This window comes from Paraburkholderia phytofirmans OLGA172 (assembly GCF_001634365.1).
Taxonomy (GTDB): domain Bacteria; phylum Pseudomonadota; class Gammaproteobacteria; order Burkholderiales; family Burkholderiaceae; genus Paraburkholderia.
In genome coordinates this window covers 2,754,355-2,776,769 of the sequence record NZ_CP014579.1, presented here as the reverse complement: position 1 = coordinate 2,776,769, position 22,415 = coordinate 2,754,355, and the positions used below count along the sequence as shown (strand labels likewise).

At 62.1% G+C, this 22,415-nt stretch carries 22 protein-coding genes and 1 pseudogene; 11 read left to right on the top strand and 12 right to left on the bottom strand.

Annotation, left to right across the window (positions count from 1 at the left end; genetic code table 11):
* The first annotated feature begins 22 nt into the window (after positions 1-22).
* Together AYM40_RS32340 and AYM40_RS32330 are read left to right on the top strand one after the other, a co-directional pair.
* Positions 23-1,264, top strand: a complete 1,242-nt coding sequence (locus tag AYM40_RS32340; RefSeq protein ID WP_063500056.1) for an NAD(P)/FAD-dependent oxidoreductase — start codon at positions 23-25, stop codon at positions 1,262-1,264.
* A gap of 255 nt (positions 1,265-1,519) precedes the next feature.
* On the top strand, positions 1,520-1,882 hold the full coding sequence (locus AYM40_RS32330) for a translation initiation factor Sui1 (protein ID WP_063500847.1): 363 nt from the start codon (positions 1,520-1,522) through the stop codon (positions 1,880-1,882).
* Between the two features lie 30 nt (positions 1,883-1,912).
* Here the strand turns inward: AYM40_RS32330 and AYM40_RS32325 are convergent, their stop codons facing one another.
* Positions 1,913-2,194 carry a hypothetical protein gene (locus AYM40_RS32325; protein WP_063500054.1) on the bottom strand — a complete coding sequence of 94 codons (282 nt, stop codon included), beginning with the start codon at positions 2,192-2,194 and terminating at the stop codon, positions 1,913-1,915.
* Between the two features lie 767 nt (positions 2,195-2,961).
* Between AYM40_RS32325 and AYM40_RS32320 the strand changes: the two genes are divergently transcribed.
* The 4 genes from AYM40_RS32320 (at position 2,962) to AYM40_RS32305 (ending at position 6,109) form a co-directional block, all read left to right on the top strand.
* Complete coding sequence (locus AYM40_RS32320; RefSeq protein ID WP_063500053.1) at positions 2,962-3,735, top strand: ABC transporter substrate-binding protein; 774 nt, start codon at positions 2,962-2,964, stop codon at positions 3,733-3,735.
* 171 nt (positions 3,736-3,906) lie between these two features.
* A complete protein-coding gene (locus AYM40_RS32315; protein WP_063500052.1) occupies positions 3,907-4,596 on the top strand; it encodes an ABC transporter permease in 690 nt (229 codons plus the stop codon).
* On the top strand, positions 4,593-5,306 hold the full coding sequence (locus tag AYM40_RS32310; RefSeq protein WP_063500051.1) for an ABC transporter permease: 714 nt from the start codon (positions 4,593-4,595) through the stop codon (positions 5,304-5,306). The genes AYM40_RS32315 and AYM40_RS32310 overlap by 4 nt, the downstream gene beginning before the upstream one ends.
* 35 nt (positions 5,307-5,341) lie before the next feature.
* Positions 5,342-6,109, top strand: a complete 768-nt coding sequence (locus AYM40_RS32305; RefSeq protein WP_063500050.1) for an ABC transporter ATP-binding protein — start codon at positions 5,342-5,344, stop codon at positions 6,107-6,109.
* A gap of 20 nt (positions 6,110-6,129) precedes the next feature.
* Here AYM40_RS32305 and AYM40_RS32300 read toward each other — a convergent pair whose 3' ends face one another.
* The 8 genes from AYM40_RS32300 to AYM40_RS32265 form a co-directional block, all read right to left on the bottom strand.
* Positions 6,130-7,161, bottom strand: coding sequence for an SGNH/GDSL hydrolase family protein (locus tag AYM40_RS32300; protein WP_063500049.1), 1,032 nt, complete (start codon positions 7,159-7,161; stop codon positions 6,130-6,132).
* 139 nt (positions 7,162-7,300) lie between these two features.
* Positions 7,301-8,845, bottom strand: a complete 1,545-nt coding sequence (locus AYM40_RS32295; RefSeq protein ID WP_063500048.1) for a TolC family protein — start codon at positions 8,843-8,845, stop codon at positions 7,301-7,303.
* Positions 8,832-11,042, bottom strand: a complete 2,211-nt coding sequence (locus AYM40_RS42960) for an FUSC family protein (RefSeq protein WP_236721014.1) — start codon at positions 11,040-11,042, stop codon at positions 8,832-8,834. The genes AYM40_RS32295 and AYM40_RS42960 overlap by 14 nt, the downstream gene beginning before the upstream one ends.
* The gene (gene mdtN, locus AYM40_RS32285; protein ID WP_063500047.1) at positions 11,023-12,072 is read right to left on the bottom strand and encodes a multidrug transporter subunit MdtN; all 1,050 of its coding nucleotides are present in this window, start codon (positions 12,070-12,072) and stop codon (positions 11,023-11,025) included. The genes AYM40_RS42960 and mdtN overlap by 20 nt, the downstream gene beginning before the upstream one ends.
* A complete protein-coding gene (locus AYM40_RS32280) occupies positions 12,069-12,389 on the bottom strand; it encodes a hypothetical protein (RefSeq protein ID WP_236721013.1) in 321 nt (106 codons plus the stop codon). Before AYM40_RS32280 ends, mdtN begins: the two co-directional genes overlap by 4 nt.
* A gap of 583 nt (positions 12,390-12,972) precedes the next feature.
* Positions 12,973-14,055: a hypothetical protein gene (locus AYM40_RS32275; RefSeq protein ID WP_063500046.1), complete on the bottom strand. Its 1,083-nt coding sequence runs from the start codon at positions 14,053-14,055 to the stop codon at positions 12,973-12,975.
* A gap of 312 nt (positions 14,056-14,367) precedes the next feature.
* Positions 14,368-15,405, bottom strand: coding sequence for a 2-dehydropantoate 2-reductase (locus tag AYM40_RS32270; protein ID WP_063500045.1), 1,038 nt, complete (start codon positions 15,403-15,405; stop codon positions 14,368-14,370).
* Between the two features lie 108 nt (positions 15,406-15,513).
* Complete coding sequence (locus AYM40_RS32265; protein ID WP_063500044.1) at positions 15,514-16,281, bottom strand: class II aldolase/adducin family protein; 768 nt, start codon at positions 16,279-16,281, stop codon at positions 15,514-15,516.
* 190 nt (positions 16,282-16,471) lie between these two features.
* Here AYM40_RS32265 and AYM40_RS32260 point away from each other — a divergent pair, with 190 nt between their 5' ends.
* Positions 16,472-17,176 (top strand): Crp/Fnr family transcriptional regulator, encoded by a 705-nt coding sequence (locus AYM40_RS32260; protein ID WP_063500043.1) that lies wholly within the window; start codon positions 16,472-16,474, stop codon positions 17,174-17,176.
* A 65-nt stretch (positions 17,177-17,241) separates the two neighbouring features.
* On the opposite strand, the gene AYM40_RS32255 is transcribed toward AYM40_RS32260, so the two are convergent.
* Positions 17,242-17,433: a hypothetical protein gene (locus tag AYM40_RS32255; protein ID WP_063500042.1), complete on the bottom strand. Its 192-nt coding sequence runs from the start codon at positions 17,431-17,433 to the stop codon at positions 17,242-17,244.
* Between the two features lie 236 nt (positions 17,434-17,669).
* Here AYM40_RS32255 and AYM40_RS32250 point away from each other — a divergent pair, with 236 nt between their 5' ends.
* Positions 17,670-19,499 carry an ABC transporter transmembrane domain-containing protein gene (locus AYM40_RS32250; RefSeq protein WP_063500041.1) on the top strand — a complete coding sequence of 610 codons (1,830 nt, stop codon included), beginning with the start codon at positions 17,670-17,672 and terminating at the stop codon, positions 19,497-19,499.
* A 47-nt stretch (positions 19,500-19,546) separates the two neighbouring features.
* On the opposite strand, the gene AYM40_RS32245 is transcribed toward AYM40_RS32250, so the two are convergent.
* Both AYM40_RS32245 and AYM40_RS42955 read right to left on the bottom strand, forming a co-directional pair.
* Positions 19,547-19,936 carry a DUF305 domain-containing protein gene (locus AYM40_RS32245; RefSeq protein ID WP_063500040.1) on the bottom strand — a complete coding sequence of 130 codons (390 nt, stop codon included), beginning with the start codon at positions 19,934-19,936 and terminating at the stop codon, positions 19,547-19,549.
* A gap of 18 nt (positions 19,937-19,954) precedes the next feature.
* Positions 19,955-20,082: pseudogene (locus AYM40_RS42955) on the bottom strand (heavy metal transporter); the annotation flags it as partial.
* 324 nt (positions 20,083-20,406) lie between these two features.
* On the opposite strand from AYM40_RS42955, the gene AYM40_RS42140 reads away from it, so the two are divergent.
* From AYM40_RS42140 to kdpA, 3 genes are read left to right on the top strand one after another with little or no spacing between them, the layout of a single operon-like run.
* Positions 20,407-20,511 carry a potassium ABC transporter ATPase gene (locus AYM40_RS42140; RefSeq protein ID WP_199203111.1) on the top strand — a complete coding sequence of 35 codons (105 nt, stop codon included), beginning with the start codon at positions 20,407-20,409 and terminating at the stop codon, positions 20,509-20,511.
* Entirely contained in the window at positions 20,508-20,603 is a 96-nt protein-coding gene (gene kdpF / locus AYM40_RS32240; protein ID WP_028193906.1) for a K(+)-transporting ATPase subunit F, read from the top strand. Before AYM40_RS42140 ends, kdpF begins: the two co-directional genes overlap by 4 nt.
* The gene (gene kdpA / locus AYM40_RS32235) at positions 20,600-22,408 is read left to right on the top strand and encodes a potassium-transporting ATPase subunit KdpA (protein ID WP_063500039.1); all 1,809 of its coding nucleotides are present in this window, start codon (positions 20,600-20,602) and stop codon (positions 22,406-22,408) included. The genes kdpF and kdpA overlap by 4 nt, the downstream gene beginning before the upstream one ends.
* Positions 22,409-22,415 lie beyond the last annotated feature (7 nt).

Here is a 22,415-nt window from a genome sequence, read left to right as displayed (position 1 = left end):
ATATGAACATTCGAGCGAGCTTATGGATTTCGATGTGATCGTGCTGGGAGCCGGGATTGTCGGCGTGTCGTCTGCGCTGCATCTGCAGGATCGCGGTCGTCGCGTGGCGCTCATCGATCGACGCGGCCCCGGCGAAGAGACCAGTTTCGGCAATGCCGGCCTGATCGAAAGTTCGTCCGTGGTGCCTTACGGCTTTCCGCGCGATCTCGGCACGCTGCTGCGCTACATGCGCAATCGGTCGACCGACCTGTACTGGGACTACAAGGCGCTGCCTTCTTTCGCGACATGGCTTGCGCGATTCTGGTGGGAGTCGTCTCCGGAGCGGCTCGAAGCGGCCGCGCGCGACATGCTGCCGTTGATCCGGCAAAGCGTCGCCGAGCACGATGTGCTGATCGGGCGTGCCGGCCTCCAGAGCCTCGCGCATGACGGCGGCTGGCTCGAGGCATTCCGCACGCGAGCGGAATATGAACGGCAGGCATCAGCCGCCGAAGTCACGGCGAGGACATATGGACTGCGTGTGGCGCCGCACGATGCCGACGCACTGGTGGCGCGCGAGCCCGGTATCGCGCCGGGATTTTGCGGGGCATTGCATTGGCAGGACCCGACGAGCATCTCCAATCCGGGTGCGTTGACGAAGGGCTATGCACGGCTGTTCGAGGAGGGCGGCGGCGTGCTTCTCACTGGCGAGGCGGTCACGGTGCGTCAGGAAGCCGATGCATGGACTGTTCAGACGCCGCAGGGCAGGATCAGCGCCAAAGAGGTGGTCGTGGCGCTCGGCCCGTGGTCCGACAAGGTATTCGAGCCGCTCGGATATCGGATACCGCTACGGGCCAAACGCGGGTATCACATGCACTACGAGGCCATGAAGCCGATGCTCTCGGTACCGCTGGTCGACACGGAAAAAGGATACGTGGTCGCGCCCATGCAAGGGCGCCTGCGGCTGACGACCGGCGTGGAAATCGCCCGGCGCGAGGCACCGCCGACGGGCGTTCAGCTGGAACGCGCGGAAGCCGCCGCCCGGCCGATATTCGGTCTGGGCCGCCGGCTCGATGATGCCCCATGGCTCGGGTTGCGGCCGTGTACGCCCGACATGCGGCCCGTCATCGGGCGCGCGCCACGCCATCGAGGGCTGTGGTTTTCGTTCGGGCATAACCACCACGGATTGACGCTCGGTCCCGTGACAGGCCGTTTGCTGGCGGAAATGATGACGGGGGGCGAGCCTTTCGCCGATCCCTATCCGTTCCGTCCCGAGCGATTCCGATAATTCTGTCACCGTTGCGACAGTAAGCTGGCAGTGCGGTCTTCATTGAAATCAATCGACATGTGCAGCGTCTACTGCGCGGATCGATTGCACGAAGGGCGCACCCAGCAGACCGGGATTGAGCTCGACGCCATCGGCGTCGGCCTCGATCGCGCGGGGACATGCCGTATGCTGTCTTGAATGGGTGCTTGAAATGCGCGCCGTCGTTGAAGCGGCGCGAAAACGCGATATAGGTAACAGACGATGGCTCATCCGTTCATGAAGGGTAGTTCAAAAGGCGCCCTTGTCTATTCCACCGATGGCGGGCGGATGTGTCCCAAATGCAGTCAGGTGCTCGCGGCATGTGTCTGCAAGACGGTCGGCAAGACCGCACCGACAGGTGATGGTGTGGTGCGAGTGACTCGCGAGACCAAGGGCCGGGGCGGGAAGTGCGTGACGATCGTTAAAGGGCTGGCGCTAGATCCTCTTGCCCTGGCCTTGCTAGGCAAGCAGTTGCGCACGGCCTGCGGTTCTGGTGGAACGGTCAAGGATGGCGTAATTGAAGTCCAGGGTGACCATTGCGAGCGGGTTATTGAAGCGCTCAAAAAGTGCGGCCACAGCGCGAAGCGGGCGGGAGGCTAATCGCTTCGGTGCGCTCGTGTCCGCTGCTTTTCATGTAGCGGACAAAAGCGCTTGAGCCTGCTTGAGAAGCGCGTGCGACGCGGCAAACTCATTACGTCCAGCCATGGTGAGTGCGGCGTGACCCGTGCGCGCGAACAGCGCGTCGTCGGACGTTGCGACCGCGTTCGAACCGGCACCAGGATGGTCGTATTGGCGAAAGAACGCGAGCATCTGGAAAGCATCGGACCGCCAGTCTTGGGGGCCGGCCTTGGCTAGAATCTCAGCGGCGGCTACAAGCTGTCGCGTGGCGGCAAGAAATTCAGCGCGTTCCATGACTTCGGTCTCCTCATGCCGCCGACAACAGCCATGTGCGAAAAGCCGCGGCGTTAGGGCGGTTCAGTGCTGCCGGCGGATAGACAAGCCATTAACTGTAGTCGTTGGGCAGCACAATGTCGAAAGGCCGTACCAGTCGGCCACTATTCTGGTGATGTTTTCGCAGTTTCCCGATCCGGCCCAATCGCTCCCGACACAGGTCCTCCAACTTGCGACCGCGTTTCTTTGCGTGTGCGTGGCCTGCCACTTTCCATGGACATCCGCATGATCTTCGTGGCGGCTTATGCCGCGTTCGCCTGAAACCAGAAGTTGCAGGTGCAAATGCGACGGCTGATCGAATCTCTGCAGGCGGCTGAAGCCGGTGGAACGACAGCCTGGGTGCCTGATTGAACGGCTCAGCCGATCGTCTGCACCGGCTGGCCCTGCTTACATGACACCCTGTCTATACAGGATTACGCAAGCTGGTAAGTGTAATATGTATATACAACTTCGGCGATTTTCATACGGAGAGCGCTCGTTCAATCTGTCGCAGGTATTTGTAAACTCCCGTAAATTCGTGCGTAAATCGCGCATCATGCGCGCAAACCCTAGTTGCGGTGTCGAAAGCGGACTCGCTACTATGATGTCTAGACAACATAAGGCGATTCAGGTGCATGCGAAGAAAAAATCGTCATGTCTATACAACATCGCTGGGCAAAATTCACGGAGTTAGGGGCAGCTCGCCTCCTGCACCGTTCAGCGCCTTGAAGACCGTTTCTGGAGAGTTTATGAAGAAGTTTGTCCTGTGCATCGCCCTTGCCGCCATTGCAACCGGTGCGTATGCAAAAGACTGGTCGACCGTTCGGTTCGGCGTAGATGCCAGCTATCCGCCGTTTGAATCAAAGGGCACGGACGGCAAGCTCGCGGGCTTCGACATCGACCTCGGCAACGAAATCTGCGCGCGCCTGAAGGCCAAATGCGTGTGGGTTGAAAACGACTTCGACGGCATGATCCCCGCGCTGAAGGCGAAGAAGTTCGACGGCGTGCTGTCGTCGATGTCGATGACGCCGCAACGCGCGGAACAGGTTGCCTTCTCGGCGAAACTGTTCAACACGCCGACGCGCCTTGTCGCCAAGGCCGGCTCGCCGCTGCTGCCGACGCCGCAAGCGCTGGCCGGCAAGACGGTCGGTGTCGAACAGGGCACGATTCAGGAAACGTACGCGAAGACCTACTGGGAGCCGAAGGGCGCAAAGATCGTGCCGTACCAGAACCAGGATCAGGTCTATACCGACCTGCTCTCGGGGCGCCTCGACGCTTCGTTGCAAGATGCGGTGGAAGCTGAACTCGGCTTTCTGAAGACACCGCGCGGCGCAGGCTTTGCGTTCGCCGGCAAGGATATCGTCGACGAGAAGGTCCTGGGCAATGGCGCGGGCATCGGCATGCGCAAGGACGACGCCGACCTGAAGGTCAAGCTTGACAAGGCCATCGCCGACATCATCAAGGACGGCACCTACAAGAAGATCGAGAAGAAGTATTTCGACTTCGACGTCTATGGCGGCTAAGCGCTAGCCAAGCGCTTTTCCCGGCGCGCTTTCTTGTCGCGCTTTCTTATCGATTTACACGATCCACTCGCCGCGCGGCGGCGCGGCGTCATCTGTTCAAGCGTCCGAAGTCAGCCGTGCAGAACAGATGCGCTGCGCGCTCAAACGCCTCGCCATCAAGGATACGTAAGCATGTTATTTCACGGGTTTGGCCCGCTTCTTCTTGCGGGCATGTGGGAAACGATCAAACTGGCGATGTTGTCGCTGGCCGCTTCGTTTGTGCTGGGCCTGGGCGGCGCGGCGGCGAAACTGTCGCCCAACCGGGTGCTGTCCCGCATCGGCACGATTTATACAACGCTGATTCGCGCTGTTCCTGATCTCGTGCTGATGCTGCTGCTGTTCTACGGGATTCAGATCCTGCTCAACAATCTGACCGACTGGCTGGGTGTCGATCAGATCGACATCGACCCGTTTGTTGCCGGCGTCATCACGCTCGGTTTTATCTACGGGGCCTACTTTACCGAGACATTTCGCGGTGCTTTTCTCGCGGTTCCTCGCGGGCAACTCGAGGCAGGCTACGCCTACGGCATGAGCTCCTGGCGAGTATTCAGCCGGATCATGTTCCCGCAAATGATGCGTTTCGCAATGCCCGGCATCGGCAACAACTGGCAGGTGCTGGTCAAGGCGACAGCGCTAGTCTCGATCATCGGACTCTCCGACGTGGTCAAGGCGTCTCAGGATGCGGGCAAGAGTACGTTGCAGTTCTTCTTCTTCACGTTGATCGCCGGTGCGATCTATCTTGTGATCACAACCGTGTCGAACCTTGTATTGATCTGGCTGGAAAAGCGTTATTCGATGGGCGTACGGAGGGCAGCGCTGTGATTGAACTCGTCAGGCAATACTGGCAAAACTATCTGTACACCGATGGCTATCACTACGGTGGTCTTGTCATTACCTTGTGGCTTCTCGTCGCGTCGATCGGACTGGGTTTTGGTCTCGCCGTTCCACTTGCCGTTGCGCGCGCGTCGCGTAACCGCTTCATCTCCGGACCGGTCTGGCTCTATACGTATGTTTTCCGCGGCACGCCGCTCTACGTTCAGTTGCTGCTCTGCTATACAGGCCTCTACAGCCTCCAGGTTGTGCACTCGCACGAACTGCTCGATGCTTTCTTCCGCAGTGCGATGAATTGCACGTTGCTCGCGTTTACGCTGAACGAGTGTGCGTACGCCACGGAGATATTTGCAGGCGCGATAAAGGCGACGTCTTATGGTGAGATCGAGGCCGGGCAGGCTTTCGGGATGTCGAAATTCAAGCTCTACACCCGCATCGTCCTGCCGTCCGCATTGCGGCGCGCGCTACCCAACTACAGCAACGAAGTCATCCTGATGCTGCACGCAACAACGCTCGCTTTCACCGCTACGGTACCTGACATTCTGAAAGTGACGCGCGACGTCAACTCTGCAACCTACGCTTCCTTCCAGGCATACGGTATCGCCGCCGTGCTGTATGCCGCCATCGTCTTTACGCTGGTATGGGCGTTTCGCCGGATGGAAACACGCTTGCTGGCCTTTCTGAAGCCGCAAGGGCATTAACCGGCTACCCGCAGCCAAGATGGAGTGTATTGAGAATGTATAAGCTGATTGTCGATGACGTGCACAAGAAGTTTGGTGACAACGAGGTTCTGAAGGGCGTATCACTCAAGGCAAAGGCCGGTGATGTCATCAGTATCATCGGTTCGAGCGGCTCGGGGAAAAGCACCTTTTTGCGTTGCATAAATTTTCTTGAGCAGCCTTGCTCTGGGCGTATCACCGTCGACGCGGAAGAGATCCAGACGAAGCGTGACAGAAAGGGCGCATTGCAAGTGAGCGACCGCAGGCAACTGCAGAAAATGCGCGCCAAGCTATCGATGGTGTTTCAGCACTTCAACTTGTGGGCACACATGACCGTGCTCGAAAACATCATCGAGGCGCCCGTCAGCGTGTTGGGTTTGAGCCGGGCCCAAGCGGAGACGCGGGCTCGCAAGTACCTGACCAAGGTGGGGCTCACGGCCGGCACGGAAAGCAAGTATCCGGCTCATCTGTCCGGCGGCCAGCAACAGCGGGTGGCCATTGCGCGCGCACTGGCGATGGAGCCCGAAGTCATGCTGTTCGACGAGCCCACTTCGGCGCTTGACCCGGAACTGGTCGGTGAAGTGTTGAAAGTCATGCAGGCGTTGGCTGAAGAAGGGCGCACGATGATCGTGGTCACGCACGAAATGGGATTCGCTCGCAACGTATCGAATCACGTGGTCTTTCTGCACAAGGGCAAAATCGAAGAGGAAGGCAATCCGCAAGACATCCTCGTCAATCCGAAAAGCGAACGGTTGGGGCAGTTTCTTGCTGGCAGCCTGAAATGACGCAGCGGTTCGCTTAAGGCTCAATGCCCGAGCCCGCTCAGGGCGATCTGCTGCTCCACGTACCGGGCGAACAGTGCATGCAGATGGGTTGTCGGATGAAGGTCGTCGGCGAACATATAGGTTTGATCGGCATTGGACGTCACGTAGGTCGACGGTGAGCACAACAAAGCGGTGTCATCCGGCGTTTTCGTGGGGTCGCAGGCCTGGCCGGTGTTGGTCACGGCGAAGCCGTTGGCCTGAAAGTTCGCGATGATCTGGTCTACCCAGGTATAAGAGTCGATCTGGATGACCTTGCCTTGCAGGCCATCGGCTTGCAAGGCAGCGTTCAGGTCCTCGTTGAAGAGTTGCGATAGCTGGGTCAGATTGGCCCCGCCGTCGGACGAGGTGATGCCTTTGGGCGACAGGCCGACATTCGGCACATTGACCACCACCACATGAGTAGCGCCGTTCTGAACGATCTGCCCGACAATCTGCGCGAGGGTGGATGCCGCCGTTTGCACGGTCGGCGCCGCGGCCGGCAGCGAACCGGCGCGAAGCACGTCGTTTGCGCCAGCCCAGACCAGCACCAGTTGACTTGAATTGAAGCTTCCGTGCGTGCTCAGGTAGCTCGAAACCTGCTGGTTGACCGGCATTTCGATATTGCCGATCACGTCAGAAAGAAAGTCGTACAGATTTGCCGGCGTCGCGACCGTGGCGCCGCCCTCCGCATAACCGAGGCCGCTTTGCGCACTCAGCTTATGCGTGATGTCGATGGTAAACGCAGCGCTTAGCGAGCCGCCGTAGTATTGCGCGACGTCCTGAGTCCACACTTGACCCGGATTGGTCGTGAAACGCCCCCCGCCCACCGCGCTAGCGATCGGCGCAAAGGTCCCGACGTCCGACAGGCTGTCGCCGAACGAAACGACCTGGAGGTTAACGCCGCCCGGCGAAGTAACAGTGCCACTGCCGCTGCTCGAACTGCCTCCATGGCCGCCGCATGCGGTAAGCAGTGAAATCATTCCAGCAAGAATTGCAATACGTACCGTGTGTACCGTGTCATGGATCGCTCGCATAGCTCTTCCACTGCGGGTCGGCCGGGCAGATGCCCTTACGTGGCGGGCGGATTGCCCGCCTATCCGTTGCCTTGCGACAGGTACTTACGTGAAGCAAAAAACATGCTTGTACCGGGACCCTGGCGCAATCGAAACGCCCTCACCAGTTGTCCCGCAGCGGAATCGACTCGACCGACCCGGTCGCCAGCGCAAGCGCCGCCGCTGCCGACAATGCACTGCTGTAACTATCCGCGTCCGCGTTCTGCGCCGCGAGCAATTGATTCTGCGCGAGCAGCGCGTCGGTCACCGAGCCGACGCCTTGCCGATAGGCGTCGAACGCGGCGTTGTAAGTCGTCTGCGCAGCAGCAAGCAATTCTTTGGCCGCAGCCTGTGCGGCAAGACTCGTTTGCAACGTGTTTTGCGCAGCGACGATTTGCCGGACCGCTTCTTCACGGCTGCGAGTAAGACGGGTCGAGGCGCTGTCCGCGTCGTTGCGTGCCTGTGCGAGCACCGCCGAGCGCAAGCCGCCGTCATACAGCGGAATCGTCACGCCGACGATCACGCTGCCGCCGTAGCGGCCGCCGCTCAGGTTCACTGTCGGCAGTTGCTGACCGATGGCCGGAACCGCCGAAATCGACGAACTGCCGTTGTTGTACGCCCCGGTCGCAGAGACGAATACCTTCGGCATGAAGTCCGACTCGGCCGCCTTCACTTTTGCCAGATTGACCCGCTCGGCCGCATAGGCGCTCAACACGTCCGGGCGTCGGGCGATGGCGGACGACACGATCCGGTCGATCGAATCGTTCGTCATGGCTGGAAGTGTGTGCGCCGGCATCTCCGCGATCCTGGGCTTCGAGAGTGGAGAAATTCCCATTGCGGAAATCAGGCCGAGATAGCTGCTGCTTTCCGCGCCCTGGGCCTGGACGAGTGCGAGCCTGGCCTGCGCGCGATTCTGACTGGCCTGCGCCACTTCGATGACGGTGCCGATACCATGCTTGTAGCGCGACTGTGCCGCGGCCAGGATTGCTTCGGCGTTGTCGAGGCCTTGCTGCGTCGTGGCGATGCGGGCGCGCGCGGCCTGGTACGCGTAGAACGCGACGCTGACGTCGAAAATCACCTGTTGGTGGACCGCGGTGAAGCCGATGTTCGCCATCACCGATGCCTGCGACGCGGCCTCGACCCGCGCGGCGCGTCCGCCGAAATCGAACAGCAGCCATTGCAGCGCAACCACCGAAGTCATGCCGTGCCCCGTTGCGGTCGCCGACGAATTGCCGAGCACGGATGAACCCGAATCATGCAGGCCGGCGTACTGCCCCATCGCCGCGACCGACAGTTGCGGAAGGTACGCACTCTTCGCGATGCCGGCGGCGAGCGCCACATTGCGCGCGTCGTTCCAGGCGATGCGCGTCAGCGGGTTCGCTGTTTCTGCCAGATCGATCAGTTCGGGGAGGTCGTATGCATGCGCCTGCTCCAGCGCAGGTGGAGGCGGCACGGCGGCGAGGGCGGGATTCGCGGGGAGTTGATAGCTGCGTGCGGCCCCAGCCGACGCCGCCGGCCCAGGCACGATCGCGCCCGCCGCATCCGTCTGCGGTTGCCACGGACGGTCGGGGCTGTCCGGCGCCATGTCCAGCGATGACGTGGCGCATCCGGCCAAACCCGCTGCGGCCAGGATCGCCAGTGCGAATGAAGGGTTACGCCGGCGCATGGGTCGCGAGTTCCTTCGCTGCGTCGTTCGACGCTGCGTGTTCGAGTTGAGTGAGGCGGGCGTCGCCGAGGTGCAGCAAAGCGGTGCGTGTGTCGTCGTCGGCTGCTGCTTCCCGTAAAGCCGCGTTGGGGGCGACCGGCAAAGCCGCGTCCTGCGCGAGCGGCACCGTTGGCCCACCCACAACCCGTTTAAGCCAGCCTTCAATCGCGGCATCGCCCGGCCGACGTTCGGCGAGCAGAAACATCGGCCCTTCCAGCGCATCGAGCCTGGCCAGCGCGCCGCGGCGCTCGGCGATCCACTGCGCTTCGGGGCGAACCCACGACGGCTCGTAGTGCATCAACGCGATGTCCTGTTCCAGCGCGCCGCACTGAGCCATGGCGCTTGCGGCCTGCGCGCGGCGCGTGATGGAATCAGGCAGCGCCGCCAGCCGTGCCCACTGCTGCCGCAGCGCGTCGAGCCCGGTGTCGACGCGCGCGGCCACGCTAACCGGCCACACGCGCGTGAAAACCAGATAGACGACCACATTGCCGATCAGGATCCCGATCGTGCGATCTCGCGCAAGCGTCAGATCGTAGCCGGGCGCCGCGCCTTGCAACACGCACATGAAAAATACCAGGGCGATCTGGAAGCCGGCATAAGCCATCCGTGGCGAACCGAAAGCGACCCACGCCGATAGCCACGCGCCGATCAGCACGAGCGCCATCAGCCCGGCGACGGACGTCAGCATGGGTGTCACGAACACGATTGCCGCCGTGCCGAGGAGCGCGCCCACGAGACACCCGGCGATCCGCAGCGTCATCTTCTCGACGGTCTCGGCGGTGGTGCCGAGCGATACCATGTAGACCGTGATGAAACAGGTGTGGATGCCCGGCCAGTTGATCTGCGAATACAGCAGATAGCAGAACATCGCCGCCGCGGTGGTCTTCAGCGCGTAGCGGACGTGGTCGGGATTGGTGAAGGCATCCGGGAGGAAGAAGCCACCGCGCTTGCCGGCCGCTGGTGGCGGGGTCCCGGCTTCGACGTGAGCCTGGGTTTGTGTTGCGGTTCGCGCGTCGCTTTCAGCTGTGCCTTCGCCTTTGCCTTTGCCTTTGCCTTTGCCTTTGCCTTTGCCTTTGCCTTTGCCTTTGCCTTTGCCTTTGCCTTTGCCTTTGCCTTTGCCTTTGCCTTCGCCTTCGCCTTCGCCTTCGCCTTCGCCTTCGCCTTTGCCTTCGACATCGGTTTGCGCTTCGACCACGGCGAAGCGGGTGATTGCATCGCGCAGATCCTCAGCAACGAGTCGCGCGAGCGGCGTCAGTTCGGCCACATTGGGCAGCTTCAGTTCGATGTCGACGGGATACCCGCCCGCCTCGAGCATCCGCGCCATGTTCTCCAGCGTCTCGGCAAGCGGCGCGGCGAACGATGCCGGCAGCCGCCCCGACGGTTCGCTGGCCGCCAGATCGGCCGCGACCAGAATCGCCAGCGTCGATGACACGGCTTGCCGCAGCGGCCCGACATCGTCACGTACCGACGACCCGTCGACCACCGAGAGCTTGAGCCACGTGCCGATTTCCGCGTCGCCTTCGCGCAGGCATGCGCTGAGTGCCTCGGCCGCCGCCTCGGGTTCGGCGAGGCTCCGGGCCGCGAGCCGCAGACGCTTCGCCAGCGCGCGGCCGGCGAGCTTGCGCGGCGACGGCGCGATCAACAGGCTGACGCCGATCGAGACACCGAACGGAATCGCGACCATCAGCCAGACATAGAGCAGGGCGCGCGTCGCCACTTCGCCGAACGGCACGCTGCCGAGTTCGTCGAGCGCAAAGCCGACGATCATTGCGATGATCGCGCCCACCGGCCGCAGCTTGCTCGCCGAGGTCACGAACAGCAGACCGAACGAAAGCCCCGCGATGCACGCAACCCGCCACATCGGATCGTCGAGCGCGAACATGGCCACCACCATGACCAGTCCGATGAGCATGGAGACCAGCACGAGCAGGGCCGAGCCCAGCACCGCGCTCGAGACCCGGTCGGGACGGTTCAGGAAGAACACGACATAGGCGGAGATCGCGGCTTCCGGTGTGCCGTACGCGCTCGTCACGAACGCCGTCAACGCGCAGATCAGCGCGATGCGGGTCGCCATCGCCGCGCGCCCGGGATAGGGCGCAAGCAGCTTCAGGATGTCGGCGGCGCCCGGCCGGGCAAGATCACCGGCAGGCTGCGCCATGCCGGACCTCGACTATCGCACTCGCACCGATCCGCACCAGCCGGGCGGCCGGCTCGTCGAGCCGCACTCGCACGGGAAAGCGTTGGGCGACCCGCACCCAGTTCACGGATTGCTGGACGATCGGCAAGGTCCGCGGCAGATTGATCCGGTCGGAATCGGCCACGCCCGCGCTGATGCCGACCACCTCGCCGCGAATCGCCTGGCTGCGGTCGATCATGGAGTAAACGGTCGCACAATCTCCCGGCTGGATCCGCGCGAGCGCCCCTTCCCGGAAGTTGGCGACGGCGAACCATTCGTCCGCGTGGACGAGCGTGAAGATCGACTGATTCGGCGCGATCGTCTCGCCCGCCAGCACCGACAGACCTGTGACAAAGCCATTCTGCGGCGCACGCACGACGGTGTCGTCGAGGCCGCGCTGCGCGAGTGCGAGAGCGGCCTCGCGCGCATGCACCGTGGCGACGGCGCCTGCTTCGTCGCCGATCGTTTGTGCGGTGGCCTGCTTCTGCTCCTGCGCCTGTTTTAGCGACAACGCCGCGTCGCGCTGCGCGACCTGCGCCTGATCCAGTTGCTGGACCGGCACGTAGCCCTTCGCCACGAGTGGTGTGAGCCGCTGCACGGTGCGCGAGGCCAGTTCGTAGTTGTGGGCCGCCTTGCCGGTCTGGTCGCCGGCGATGACCGCATTGGCGCGCTCGCCGACAATCGACCTGCGCCGCGTTTCGAGCGCCGCGCGGGCCAGTTCGAGGTCGGCCTGGGTTTGCGCGACCGCCAGCCGATAAGGCAAAGGATCGATCTCGAAGAGCACCTCGCCCTTGGCGACCCGCTGATTCTCCTGCACCGCCAGCCGGATGATCCGGCCGCCGACGGGTGACGCAACGTGTACGACGTCGGCGTCGATCGTCGCGTCGTCCGTGGATGGAAAGCGGGTGGTCCGGTCATAGCCGTACCAGGCTGCCGCGACGCCAAGTACGACGATTACGCCCGCGATCGCGCGGCCTTTGACAGAAGCTTTGCGCAAGCCGGCGATTTTCATAAGAGCTGTCCTGTTCCCGAAAGCCAGAAGAGCGCCGCGACCGTCAGACCGATGGCCACGCAGACCGCGAGCTGAAACGGGACGATCTGCGCCCACCCCGTGGAGACAAAGATCCGATGGGCGATGAGTGCGCCGACGAACCCGACTACCGCGCTCAATAGCCAGAGTGGGAAATACGCGCCGAAGATCTCATACGACGGCGCACCGCGTAGCGTACACCCCTGCAAGGACAGGCTCAGGGCCACGACGGCCGGAAGATGCCGCGTGCGGAGCACGATCGAGTCGCGGGCGCTTCTTTGATTTGGCTTGAACGGCATTGCGGCGTCGTGGGGTGGGTGAATACGTTAGGGGAGCAACGGAATCACGGGCACTTTACCAGCGCGCCAGTTTTGTTTCGACTTTTTCCTGTGTACCAGCCGGTTACCTGTTCCAAATCATTGATATCCAATCAGATGTTCGTATTTGAAGCGAGTGTGTGCTATGCGTTAGGAATATTAAGCATCGTGCCAGTGCCGATGTGAATCGAAAAAAATTCTGCCCGTCAAACCTGCATTATTGAAAAGCGGTTATTCAGTAAACGTTAAAGCCTTTTTTGCTGTCGTTTACAAGATTTCGCGATTTTTCGCAGAGTATATCGAGGTCCAATTAATCGTATTGCGGCATTGAGAGTCCGCACTACGAACTAATAATATGAACACAAGGCAGCCGGCAATCCGGTGATCGCCTACGGTCAGCTGACGAAGCAGTAAGCCGGTTCAGGGCCACGGCGCGCGCTAGCTCGCCGTGGCCCACGGGGCTCCTGATGACCCGGTTTCCCCACGGCGAGTCCAATCCGCAGCGGAGCAGATGGCAACGTTGGGTGCGTTGTGTGTGGGGCCGTTGCGGGCGCCGCCAGGCGGCTTACTGACCGACGAAGATCAGTCCATGTGGCGTTTTCATACCGGTGAACACCGGCGTCATCGCTCCCGTCGACGTGTTCACCTGCAAGAGCGTGCCTTGGCCGGCGCTGTATGCGGTGCCGGCAGTGAAGCCAGCGGTCGCGTCGATGCGATAGACCAGCTGTGCCGAATTGTCCGCCAGCAACATGAACGAGTTGCCCGACGGCGCCCAGCGCGTGTCATCGACCGGCCATGCGTTGCCGTACAGCGTCAGCGGCAGCACGCTTACCGACTGATTCGCACCGGGGTTCGCGACGAACACCAGCTCCGAATCCTGCTGGCTATCCACAACCAGATCGCCGCTCGGATCGATCGCCATCGAATCCGGGTCGGTCATATTGAGCGTCACTTGCGTCTTGGTGGGGATGTTCGTCGCCGTTGCGTTACCCATCAGCGCAGGCGTCAGATGGAACGTTTGATGATCTGAATTCAGCGTCACGCTATAGACCGACGGCACCGAGCTCACGCCGTTGGGCGCCGTCGCCGTGGAGGCACCCACACTGGGATTGGAGGCGGCCGCATACACGACGCCGTTGAGCATTTTCATGTCGTCCAGCCCCCCGCCATGTATCGGCGTTGCGTCAGGGGTGAGCGTTTGCTGGGTATTGGCGGTCGTGTCGATCACGATCAGCATTGGGTTCGCGTCTTCGTTGGTGCTGACCCACACGGTATGCGAATCGTATTCCATCAGCCCATCCGGGTGACCCGGTACGTTGAACGTCCGGACGATATTCCCGTTCATATCGTATTCGATCACTTCGCTTTGCGGCGAGGTCCCGGCGACGGCCGTGCCGTCCGGATTGTTATTGTTGTCCTGCGCAATGACGAAGAGGTTGCTGCCGTGCATGAGAAGGTCATCGGGGCGCAGTGTGCCGGGCATCTGCGCAAACACGGAGATCTTGTAGCCCGGGAGCGCCGTGGCAACCGACGCCGGAACCGCAACCGAAGCTGCAGCATTCGTGGGCGCCGATACGCTACCGCCACCACCACATGCCGCAAGGGTCGAAATAAGGCCGGCGATGTAAGCAAGTTTCTTCGGAACCATGTGTGTTTAGCGTCAAGAATTGGAATTTCATTACCTTATATTTCCACATTGAATTCTTAATGACACTAAGACTCCGTTTCACCGACGATTCGCCGACAATAACCCTACATCGCGGAAAGGTCGGCTGTGCAACTATATCGGTATCCTATTTAATTATTCGATCCGGGTGCCGCCGAGCCTGGCGTCGCAAATGGATGTTGATTGAAAATCAGCGCGGCTCCAGTCATGCACGCACCTGTGATTTGCCAATGTCCCGGAACCACGCCGGTCAATGAGTATCAGGAGACAGAAATCCGTCTGGAGCGATTGCGCTCATGGGTGCCGTGCCGAAGATGCGCCCGCTGCAGCCCGAATCTGGGCCAGCAGTGCTTCGCCCGACCATGAGGGCCGCACGTCGCTTCGCTCGGCCTCGCGCACGAGCTCGCATAGCCGTTCGTTCACCGGCGCCGTACGCCCGAGGCGTTGCGCGAGGCGCACGACTTCGCCATTGATCCAGTCGATTTCCGTGGTGCGCCCCGCCGCAAGGTCGTCGGACATCGACGAGCGCGCGAGCGGATCGATCGTCAGCATCGTGCGGCCCAGCCGTTCGAACACCGCATCGGGTACGCTGAGCACACGCGGTATCCAGGTGGTGGGAAGCGGCGTCACTTTGACTGGCCGAATGTCGGCCCGTTTCAGAAGCGCGAGCGCTTCTTTCTGCGCCATGGCGAGGCAGATTCGATAGGCACGTTGCGAGAGCTCCGCCTTCAAAGGCTGGTTAGATAGCGCGTTGATCGCATTGTTGAGATTGAGGAGCAGCTTGGCCCACTGCACCGGCAGCATGTCGGCGTGCTGGGTCAGCGGCAGACCCGCTTTCCTGAAAGCGTCGACGAACGGCTGCAAGGCCGGCGCTTGCCGGATCTCCAGCTTGCCCGCCGAACCCTGATGAAATGCGCCGGGGCCGCGTTCGACGACATTGAATGGCACCATGCCTTCCAGCACCGTGTGATGCGGCAGCGCAGCGCGCAGCACGTCGGCATTGCCAACGCCGTTCTGGAAGCTGACCACGACCGCGCCGGGGCGAAGCACGCTCGCCAACTCCGCCGCGGCCGTGGGTGTCGCGGCAGACTTGACGGTCACCAGAACGAGGTCGGCTGCGGCGGCCGTCGCCGCGTCCGTCGATACGTCGGTCCGCTCCGGCGGCACATACCAGCGGCTATCGTCGTGCCGCGACAGTGTGATGCCTTGACTGCGCAACTGGTCGGCCATGCGCGCACGTCCAATAAAGCTGACCTCGCTGCCCCCGGCAAGAAGCCGTCCGCCGACATAGCAGCCAATCGAACCAGCGCCGTAAACACAGATTTTTGCCATACCGTTTCTCAAGTGACCTGCCTGATGACATCCGCGATGCGTTGAATCGGCGAACGCGGCGCATGACGTTTGCGCCGCTTGCTTCGCGCATCGTGCTAATCGACAGCGCTAGTCGGCATAGCCGGGGTTACGGCGGTCGAGTCGGCGCAGCAGCCCGGGCCACACTAGCGCCCCTGGCGAGACGCCCCTCGTCGCCATCCGGATCTGCTCCTTGATGCCGTCGAGAATCGGCTGCGCGATGGGCGTCAGCTTTCCGCCACCGGCTTGGGCACGGACCTGAATCATGCAGGCCGCTTCGAAGAAGTACATTGCGACGAAGGCGTCGGCCGGCGCAGCGCCGACTGTCAGCAGGCCGTGGTTGCGCAGCATCAGATAAGTGTTGTTGCCGAGGTCTTGAACGAGACGAGGCTTCTCGGCTTCATTCAGCGCGATGCCTTCGTAGTCGTGGTAGCCGAGCGACGCCAGCACGCCGAGTGACTGCTGGGAGAGCGGCAGCAGCCCCGCCTCCTGCGCCGACACCGCGACGCCGTTGACCGAGTGGGTGTGCATCACGCAAAGGGCGTCTTCGCGTGCCGCATGCACGGCGCTATGGATCGTGAAGCCGGCCGGATTGACGTCATACGGCGACTCGGACACCTTGCGGCCGTCGAGATCGATCTTGACCAGCGACGACGCGGTGATCTCGTCGAACATCATGCCGTACGGGTTGATCAGGAAATGGTGCTCCGGGCCGGGCACGCGCGCCGAGATGTGGGTAAACACCAAGTCGTCCCACCCAAACAATGCGGTGAGGCGGTATGCCGCTGCGAGACTGACTCGCGCTTCCCATTCGGCAGGCGATACGTCGTTCTTCAGACTGACTTGAGATGAGACCACGTCGACACTCCTTATTGGATGATTCAAGCAATGGAATAACCTGATACAACGCTTTGTAAATCGCGTACACCGTGCTTGCGACGCAACGGGGGCACCCAGGCCCAAACTCATGACGTTGTGGGATGCGAGTCCAGATGATGTTCGCAAAGCCGCCTAAAATCTGTCGGATACCCGACAGGTCGACGCGCCCATGGAATCCAGCCTGCACCGCTACCGCTCACAACTCGAAACGACTCCGTGGTTTCGTGGCCTGCCCGTCGAGTTGCAGGACTATCTGATCAGCCATGCCAACCTGCTCACGCTGGAAAGGGGCCAATTCCTGTATCGGCGTGGCGAACAGTCTTATGGCCTGTACGCCGTGCTGGGCGGCGCACTCGCGTTCGGCACAGTAGGGGTGGATGGGAAAGAGGCGTTGCTCGCGGTGCTTGGACCGACTGCATGGGTGGGGGAAATCTCGCTGTTCGATGGGCTGCCGCGTCCGAACGACGCCACCGCTGTCAGCAGGACGCTTTTGCTGCACGTGCCCGAGTCTGCGCTGCAAAGCCTGCTCGACGCCACGCCCCGCTATTGGCGCGATTTCGCGTTGTTGATGGCTCAAAGACTTCGGGTTTCGTTCGAGACCACGGAAGCGATGACGCTGTTGCCCGCGGCGCAGCGCGTGGCGAGCCGCTTGTTGCTGATCGCAGGAGGCTATGGCGGCCTCAACGCCACGCAGAGCAAGATAAGGCTCTCGCAGGAAAGTCTCGCTTCCATGGTGTCCCTGTCGCGGCAGACCACGAATCAGTTGCTCAAGAATCTCGAAAGCCAATGCATAGTGAGCCTGAGGTCCGGGGAAATCGTCATTCTGGATTTCGACCGGTTGCGGGCGGCTAGTCTCGGTGACGCGAATCCGTAGTCCCCGGGTTGTCGTGCTGCCGCCCTCAAGTGCGCCGGTGAGCAAGCCGCGGTAAGCTGGCCGCCCTAGCGACGGCCGCTGCGGCCCCACACGTAGCGCACCCAGCGTTGCCACCTGCTGCGCTGCGGAGCGATAGCGTGGCGCGATGCCTGCTCTTCGCGGTCGCGCTCCACGCTCTTCTGCACCTGTTCGTGGATCTGACGCAACGTCAAGCCGCCAGGACCTTTCAGTTTGTCGGGATCGGAGTCGTCTGTCATGGCAATCGCCTGGTCCGGATGAGTCGATTCGATCTTGATACAGATGGACGGCCGGGGCAAGCATGGGGAAGCAGTCTGCCGACCGGCGTGGCGCTGCAGAGGCGCCCAGTTCTTCTGGACGATGCGTGGCGGACACGGAGGCACGCATGGATCAGTGCCAGGCTTTTACGCGAACCGCCTTCGAATCCGCAGGACTGGCACAATCTGGATGACCTTCGATTCGCTTGGGAATCTTCATGCCAGACGCTGTTCCGTCCTCGCCGCCTGCTTCACCTTCACGACGTATCGGCCCGCTGTTTGCCCTGTTTCCCTTCCTGCGCCCTTATGCCGGCCGCTGGGCGCTCGCGTTCCTCGCGCTGGTGACGTCGGCGGGCTCCACACTGGTATTGCCGGTGGCGTTCAAATACCTGATCGACCGTGGCTTCGCGGGGGGAGACCGGGCGCACATCGATCGTTATTTCTTCGCGCTCTTCGTCGTTTCGCTGGTATTGGCCGGCGCCACGGCGCTGCGCTTCTACCTCGTGTCATGGCTGGGCGAGCGGGTCACGGCCGACTTGCGGCGTGCGGTCTACGACCACGTGCTGGGGATGAGTCCGCAATTCTTCGAGACTACGCAGACCGGCGAGGTGCTGTCACGACTCACCGCCGACACCACCTTGATCCAGACGGTGGTGGGCACCAGCCTGTCGCTCGGGTTGCGCAACTTCTTTCTGCTGACCGGTGGCGTGACGATGCTGGCGGTGACGAGCCCCGTGCTGTCCGGCTACATCATCGGGACGTTGGTGGTGGTGGTCGCGCCTATCGTGATCTTCGGCCGGCGCGTGCGGCGGCTCTCGCGCGCGAGCCAGGACAAGATCGCGAACACGAGCGCGCTGGCGGGCGAGGTGCTTAATGCCATGCCGACTGTCCAGTCGTATACGCAGGAGCCATTTGAGGCGCGGCGCTTTGCCGGCGCGGTGGAGGCGGCTTTTGAGACCGCGCTCACGCGCATTCGCGCGCGCGCCTGGCTGACCGCCGTGGTGATCGTGCTGGTCTTTACCGCCATCGTGTTCGTGCTGTGGCTCGGGGCGCAGGCGGTGCTGGCCGGGCGCATGACGGCGGGCCAATTGTCCCAGTTCATCCTCTACGCGGTGTTCACGGCCGGCGCCGTGGGCGCCGTCGCCGAGGTATGGGGCGATCTGCAGCGCGCTGCCGGGGCCACCGAACGTTTGCTGCAATTGCTGGCGGCGCGCTCGCCGGTGCTGGAGGCCGAGACCACGGTTGGGCTGCCGGCGCGAGGCGAGGGCATCCGTTTCGACAACGTCAGCTTCTCGTATCCATCGCGCCCTGGCATTGCTGCGCTCTCCGCACTTTCGCTCGAGGTCCGTCCGGGCGAACATGTCGCCCTGGTCGGGCCGTCCGGCGCGGGCAAGACTACGCTGTTCCAACTGCTGCTGCGCTTTTACGACCCACAGTCCGGCAGCATTCTGATCAACGGCGTCGCGATGCGTGACGTGCCGCTCGTCGCATTGAGGAAGGAAATCGGCGTAGTGCTGCAGGAATCGGTGATCTTTTCAGGGAGCGTGCTGGACAACATCCGCTACGGCGCGCCGGAAGCCACGCTGGCACAAGTACAACGGGCTGCCGACATGGCCGCTGCGGCCGGCTTTATCGAAGAACTGCCGCAAGGCTACGACACCTTTCTCGGCGAGCGTGGTGTGCGACTGTCTGGCGGACAGCGCCAGCGCATTGCGATCGCACGGGCGATCCTGAAGAATCCGCCGATCCTGCTGCTCGACGAAGCGACCAGCGCGCTCGATGCCGCCAGCGAACGGCTGGTGCAAAAGGCGCTGGACAATGCCGCGCAGAACCGCACCACCCTGGTTATCGCGCACCGCCTCGCGACCGTTCAACAGGCCGACCGCATTGTCGTGCTGGAACAAGGCCGCATCGTCGCGCAGGGCCGTCACGCCGAGCTTCTTCTGAGCTCGCCGCTCTATGCCCAGCTTGCCGCGCTGCAGTTCGGCGGGCAGCCGGGGCAGCCGGTGCAGCGAGGCGCTGTGAGCGACCCGATTGGGTCCGCGTGACGAGGCGATCCTGGTCGCAAACCTTGTTCATTGCGGTGGCGCCACCGTTAGCGCTTCGCCTGCCAGCGCTGCATGAACGCGATCTCATCGTGTTGCGCCTTGATGATGTTTCGCGCCAGGCGCTTCAACTCGGGATCCTTGCCGTATTTCAGTTCCACCTGTGCCATTTCGACCGCGCCTTGATGATGCGGAATCATGTGGGCCACGAAGTCCTTGTCGGCATCGCCCGTGTAGGCCGGTGCGTCCATGGCCTGCATCATTTTCTCGTCGGCGTCCTTGAATGCCTGGGTCGATGCGCTCGATCCGGCGTCCGCCGAACCGGGCATGTCGATGCCGGGCATCGACGCACCCTGCTGGGCGTAGACGGGTGTTGCCGCGACGGCAAACGCAACGCCGCCGAGAAGGCAAAGGGCACGGAATGCGTGAAGGTTTTTCATATTGGGTTTTTCGGTGGGGGAAAGAGTTTTCACGATTTTAACGGGGACATCGACGGCGACCTTCGCGCGGGGTCGAGGCCAGTCACTGCACGAGCAATGGCATTGGCGCATCCGCCGCACGACCTATCCGGGATTTCGAATTCCATTTCTTGCCTCCGATGAGAAATCAGAACGCAAGCGTAGACCTTCCCACGGCGGGAAGGTCAAGCCTATATGCCGATGTTCATGCTGTCGCCAGCCCTGGCCTTATTCGAGTCCGTGCACACCGCCTCGGGCGCCGCGATTACCCATAAGGTGAGGCTCGTCTCGCCTGCGCGCCCGGATGCATTCTGGTTTCCCCGATAGCTGGCTCTGGCGGTCTCTCGCATCGTTCCCATCGTTTTTACGAAACTCCGTAATGTATTAACACTGCGTTTACGCGGATTTTCATAAATTTCACGGTGCAGGAGTCCCTTGTGGGAGACCAGACCATGGATCTGCTTTACCTCATCGCAATCATTGCGTTCAGTGGTCTCGTCGCGGCCTTCGTGATTGGCTGCGACAAGCTTCGCCGCGCGCCCGGAGGCCGTCCATGACGACCTGGATGACCTGGCTCGCGGCGGCCTCGACGCTGATTCTGTTCGCTTACCTCGTGTATGCCTTGCTACGCGCGGAGGCTCTCGAATGAACTTCAACAACCTGTTTCAGCCCGGCCTGTTCATCGTCGTGCTGATCGCGCTCGCCATACCGCTTGGCCGTTACATGACCGGCGTGGTGGACGGTTCTTCGGTCGTCGTGCGCCGGATAGGGCGGCCGATCGAAACCGCGCTCTACAAGCTCGCCGGGGTCGACCCCAGCGCCGAAATGTCGTGGAAGCGCTATGCGCTGGCCGTGCTGGCGTTCAACACGCTCGGCGTGCTCGCGGTGTATGGATTTCTGCGTTTGCAGCAATGGCTGCCCGCGAACCCGCAGAGCTTCGGACCGATGACGCCCGACGCCGCTTTCAACACGGCAATCAGCTTCGTGACCAACACGAACTGGCAGGACTACACGCCGGAATCGACTGTCAGCTATCTCACGCAGATGGCCGCGCTGACGGTGCAAAACTTTCTTTCGGCTGCCACCGGCATTGCGGTCGTGGTCGCGCTGATTCGCGGTTTCGCACGCCATACGACGGCGACGATCGGCAATTTCTGGGTCGATCTGACGCGTATCACGCTGTATATCCTCGCGCCGCTCGCGACGGTCATCGCGCTCGTCTTCATCAGCCAGGGCGTGATTCAGAACTTCAAGTCGTACGAAGACGTGCCGACGCTGCAGGTGACGACGTATCAAACACCGAAGACCGATGCCCAGGGCAACCCCGTCAAGGACGCCAAAGGCAATCCGGTGATGGTGGACAACAAGGCCGACAAGCAGACCATCGCCATGGGGCCGGTCGCGTCGCAGGAAGCGATCAAGATGCTCGGTACCAACGGCGGCGGCTTTTTCAACGCCAATTCCGCGCATCCCTATGAGAACCCGACGCCGTTCTCCAACTTCGTTCAGATGATAGCGATGCTCGTTATTCCGGCTGCCTTGTGCGTGGTGTTCGGCCGGATGGTGGGCGACCCGCGCCAGGGCTATGCGGTGCTTGCCGCGATGACGATCGCTTTCGCGCTCGCCTGCTGGGGCGAGATTTCGTCGGAGCAGAACGGCAATCCGCTGTATACGTCGCTGCATGTCGAGCAAACGGCATCGGCCACGCAAGCGGGCGGCAACATGGAAGGCAAGGAAACCCGCTTCGGCATCGCGCAGTCCGGCATCTTCACCGTGGCGACCACCGCCGCGTCGTGTGGCGCCGTTCTCAACACGCACGATTCGTTGACGCCGATGGGCGGCTTCGTTCCGCTCCTGCTGATCGAGCTCGGCGAGGTGATCTTCGGCGGCGTCGGCTCGGGTCTGTACGGCATGCTCGTGTTCGCCTTGCTCGCGGTGTTCGTGGCCGGCCTGATGATCGGGCGAACGCCGGAATACATCGGCAAGAAGATCGAGTCGTACGAGATGAAGATGGTGTCGATTGCCGTGCTGCTTACGCCGCTGCTTGTGCTGGTCGGAGCATCGATTGCCGTGCTGACGGCAGCCGGCGTGGCTGGCATCGCGAACCCCGGCCCGCACGGATTCTCCGAGATCCTCTACGCGTATAGTTCGGCCGCCAATAACAACGGCAGTGCTTTCGCGGGCCTCTCGGTCAATACGCCGTTCTATAACGGGACGCTGGCCATCGTCATGTGGTTCGGCCGCTTTGGTTCGATTGTGCCGGTGCTGGCGATCGCCGGATCGCTCGCCGCAAAGAAACGCATCTCCGCGACCGCCGGCACGTTGCCGACGCATGGCCCATTGTTCGTCGTGCTGTTGCTCGGCACAGTGGTGCTGGTCGGCGCACTGACGTACGTGCCCGCGCTGGCGCTCGGCCCGGTCGTTGAACATCTGATCATGGTCGCGGGACATTGACTGAGAG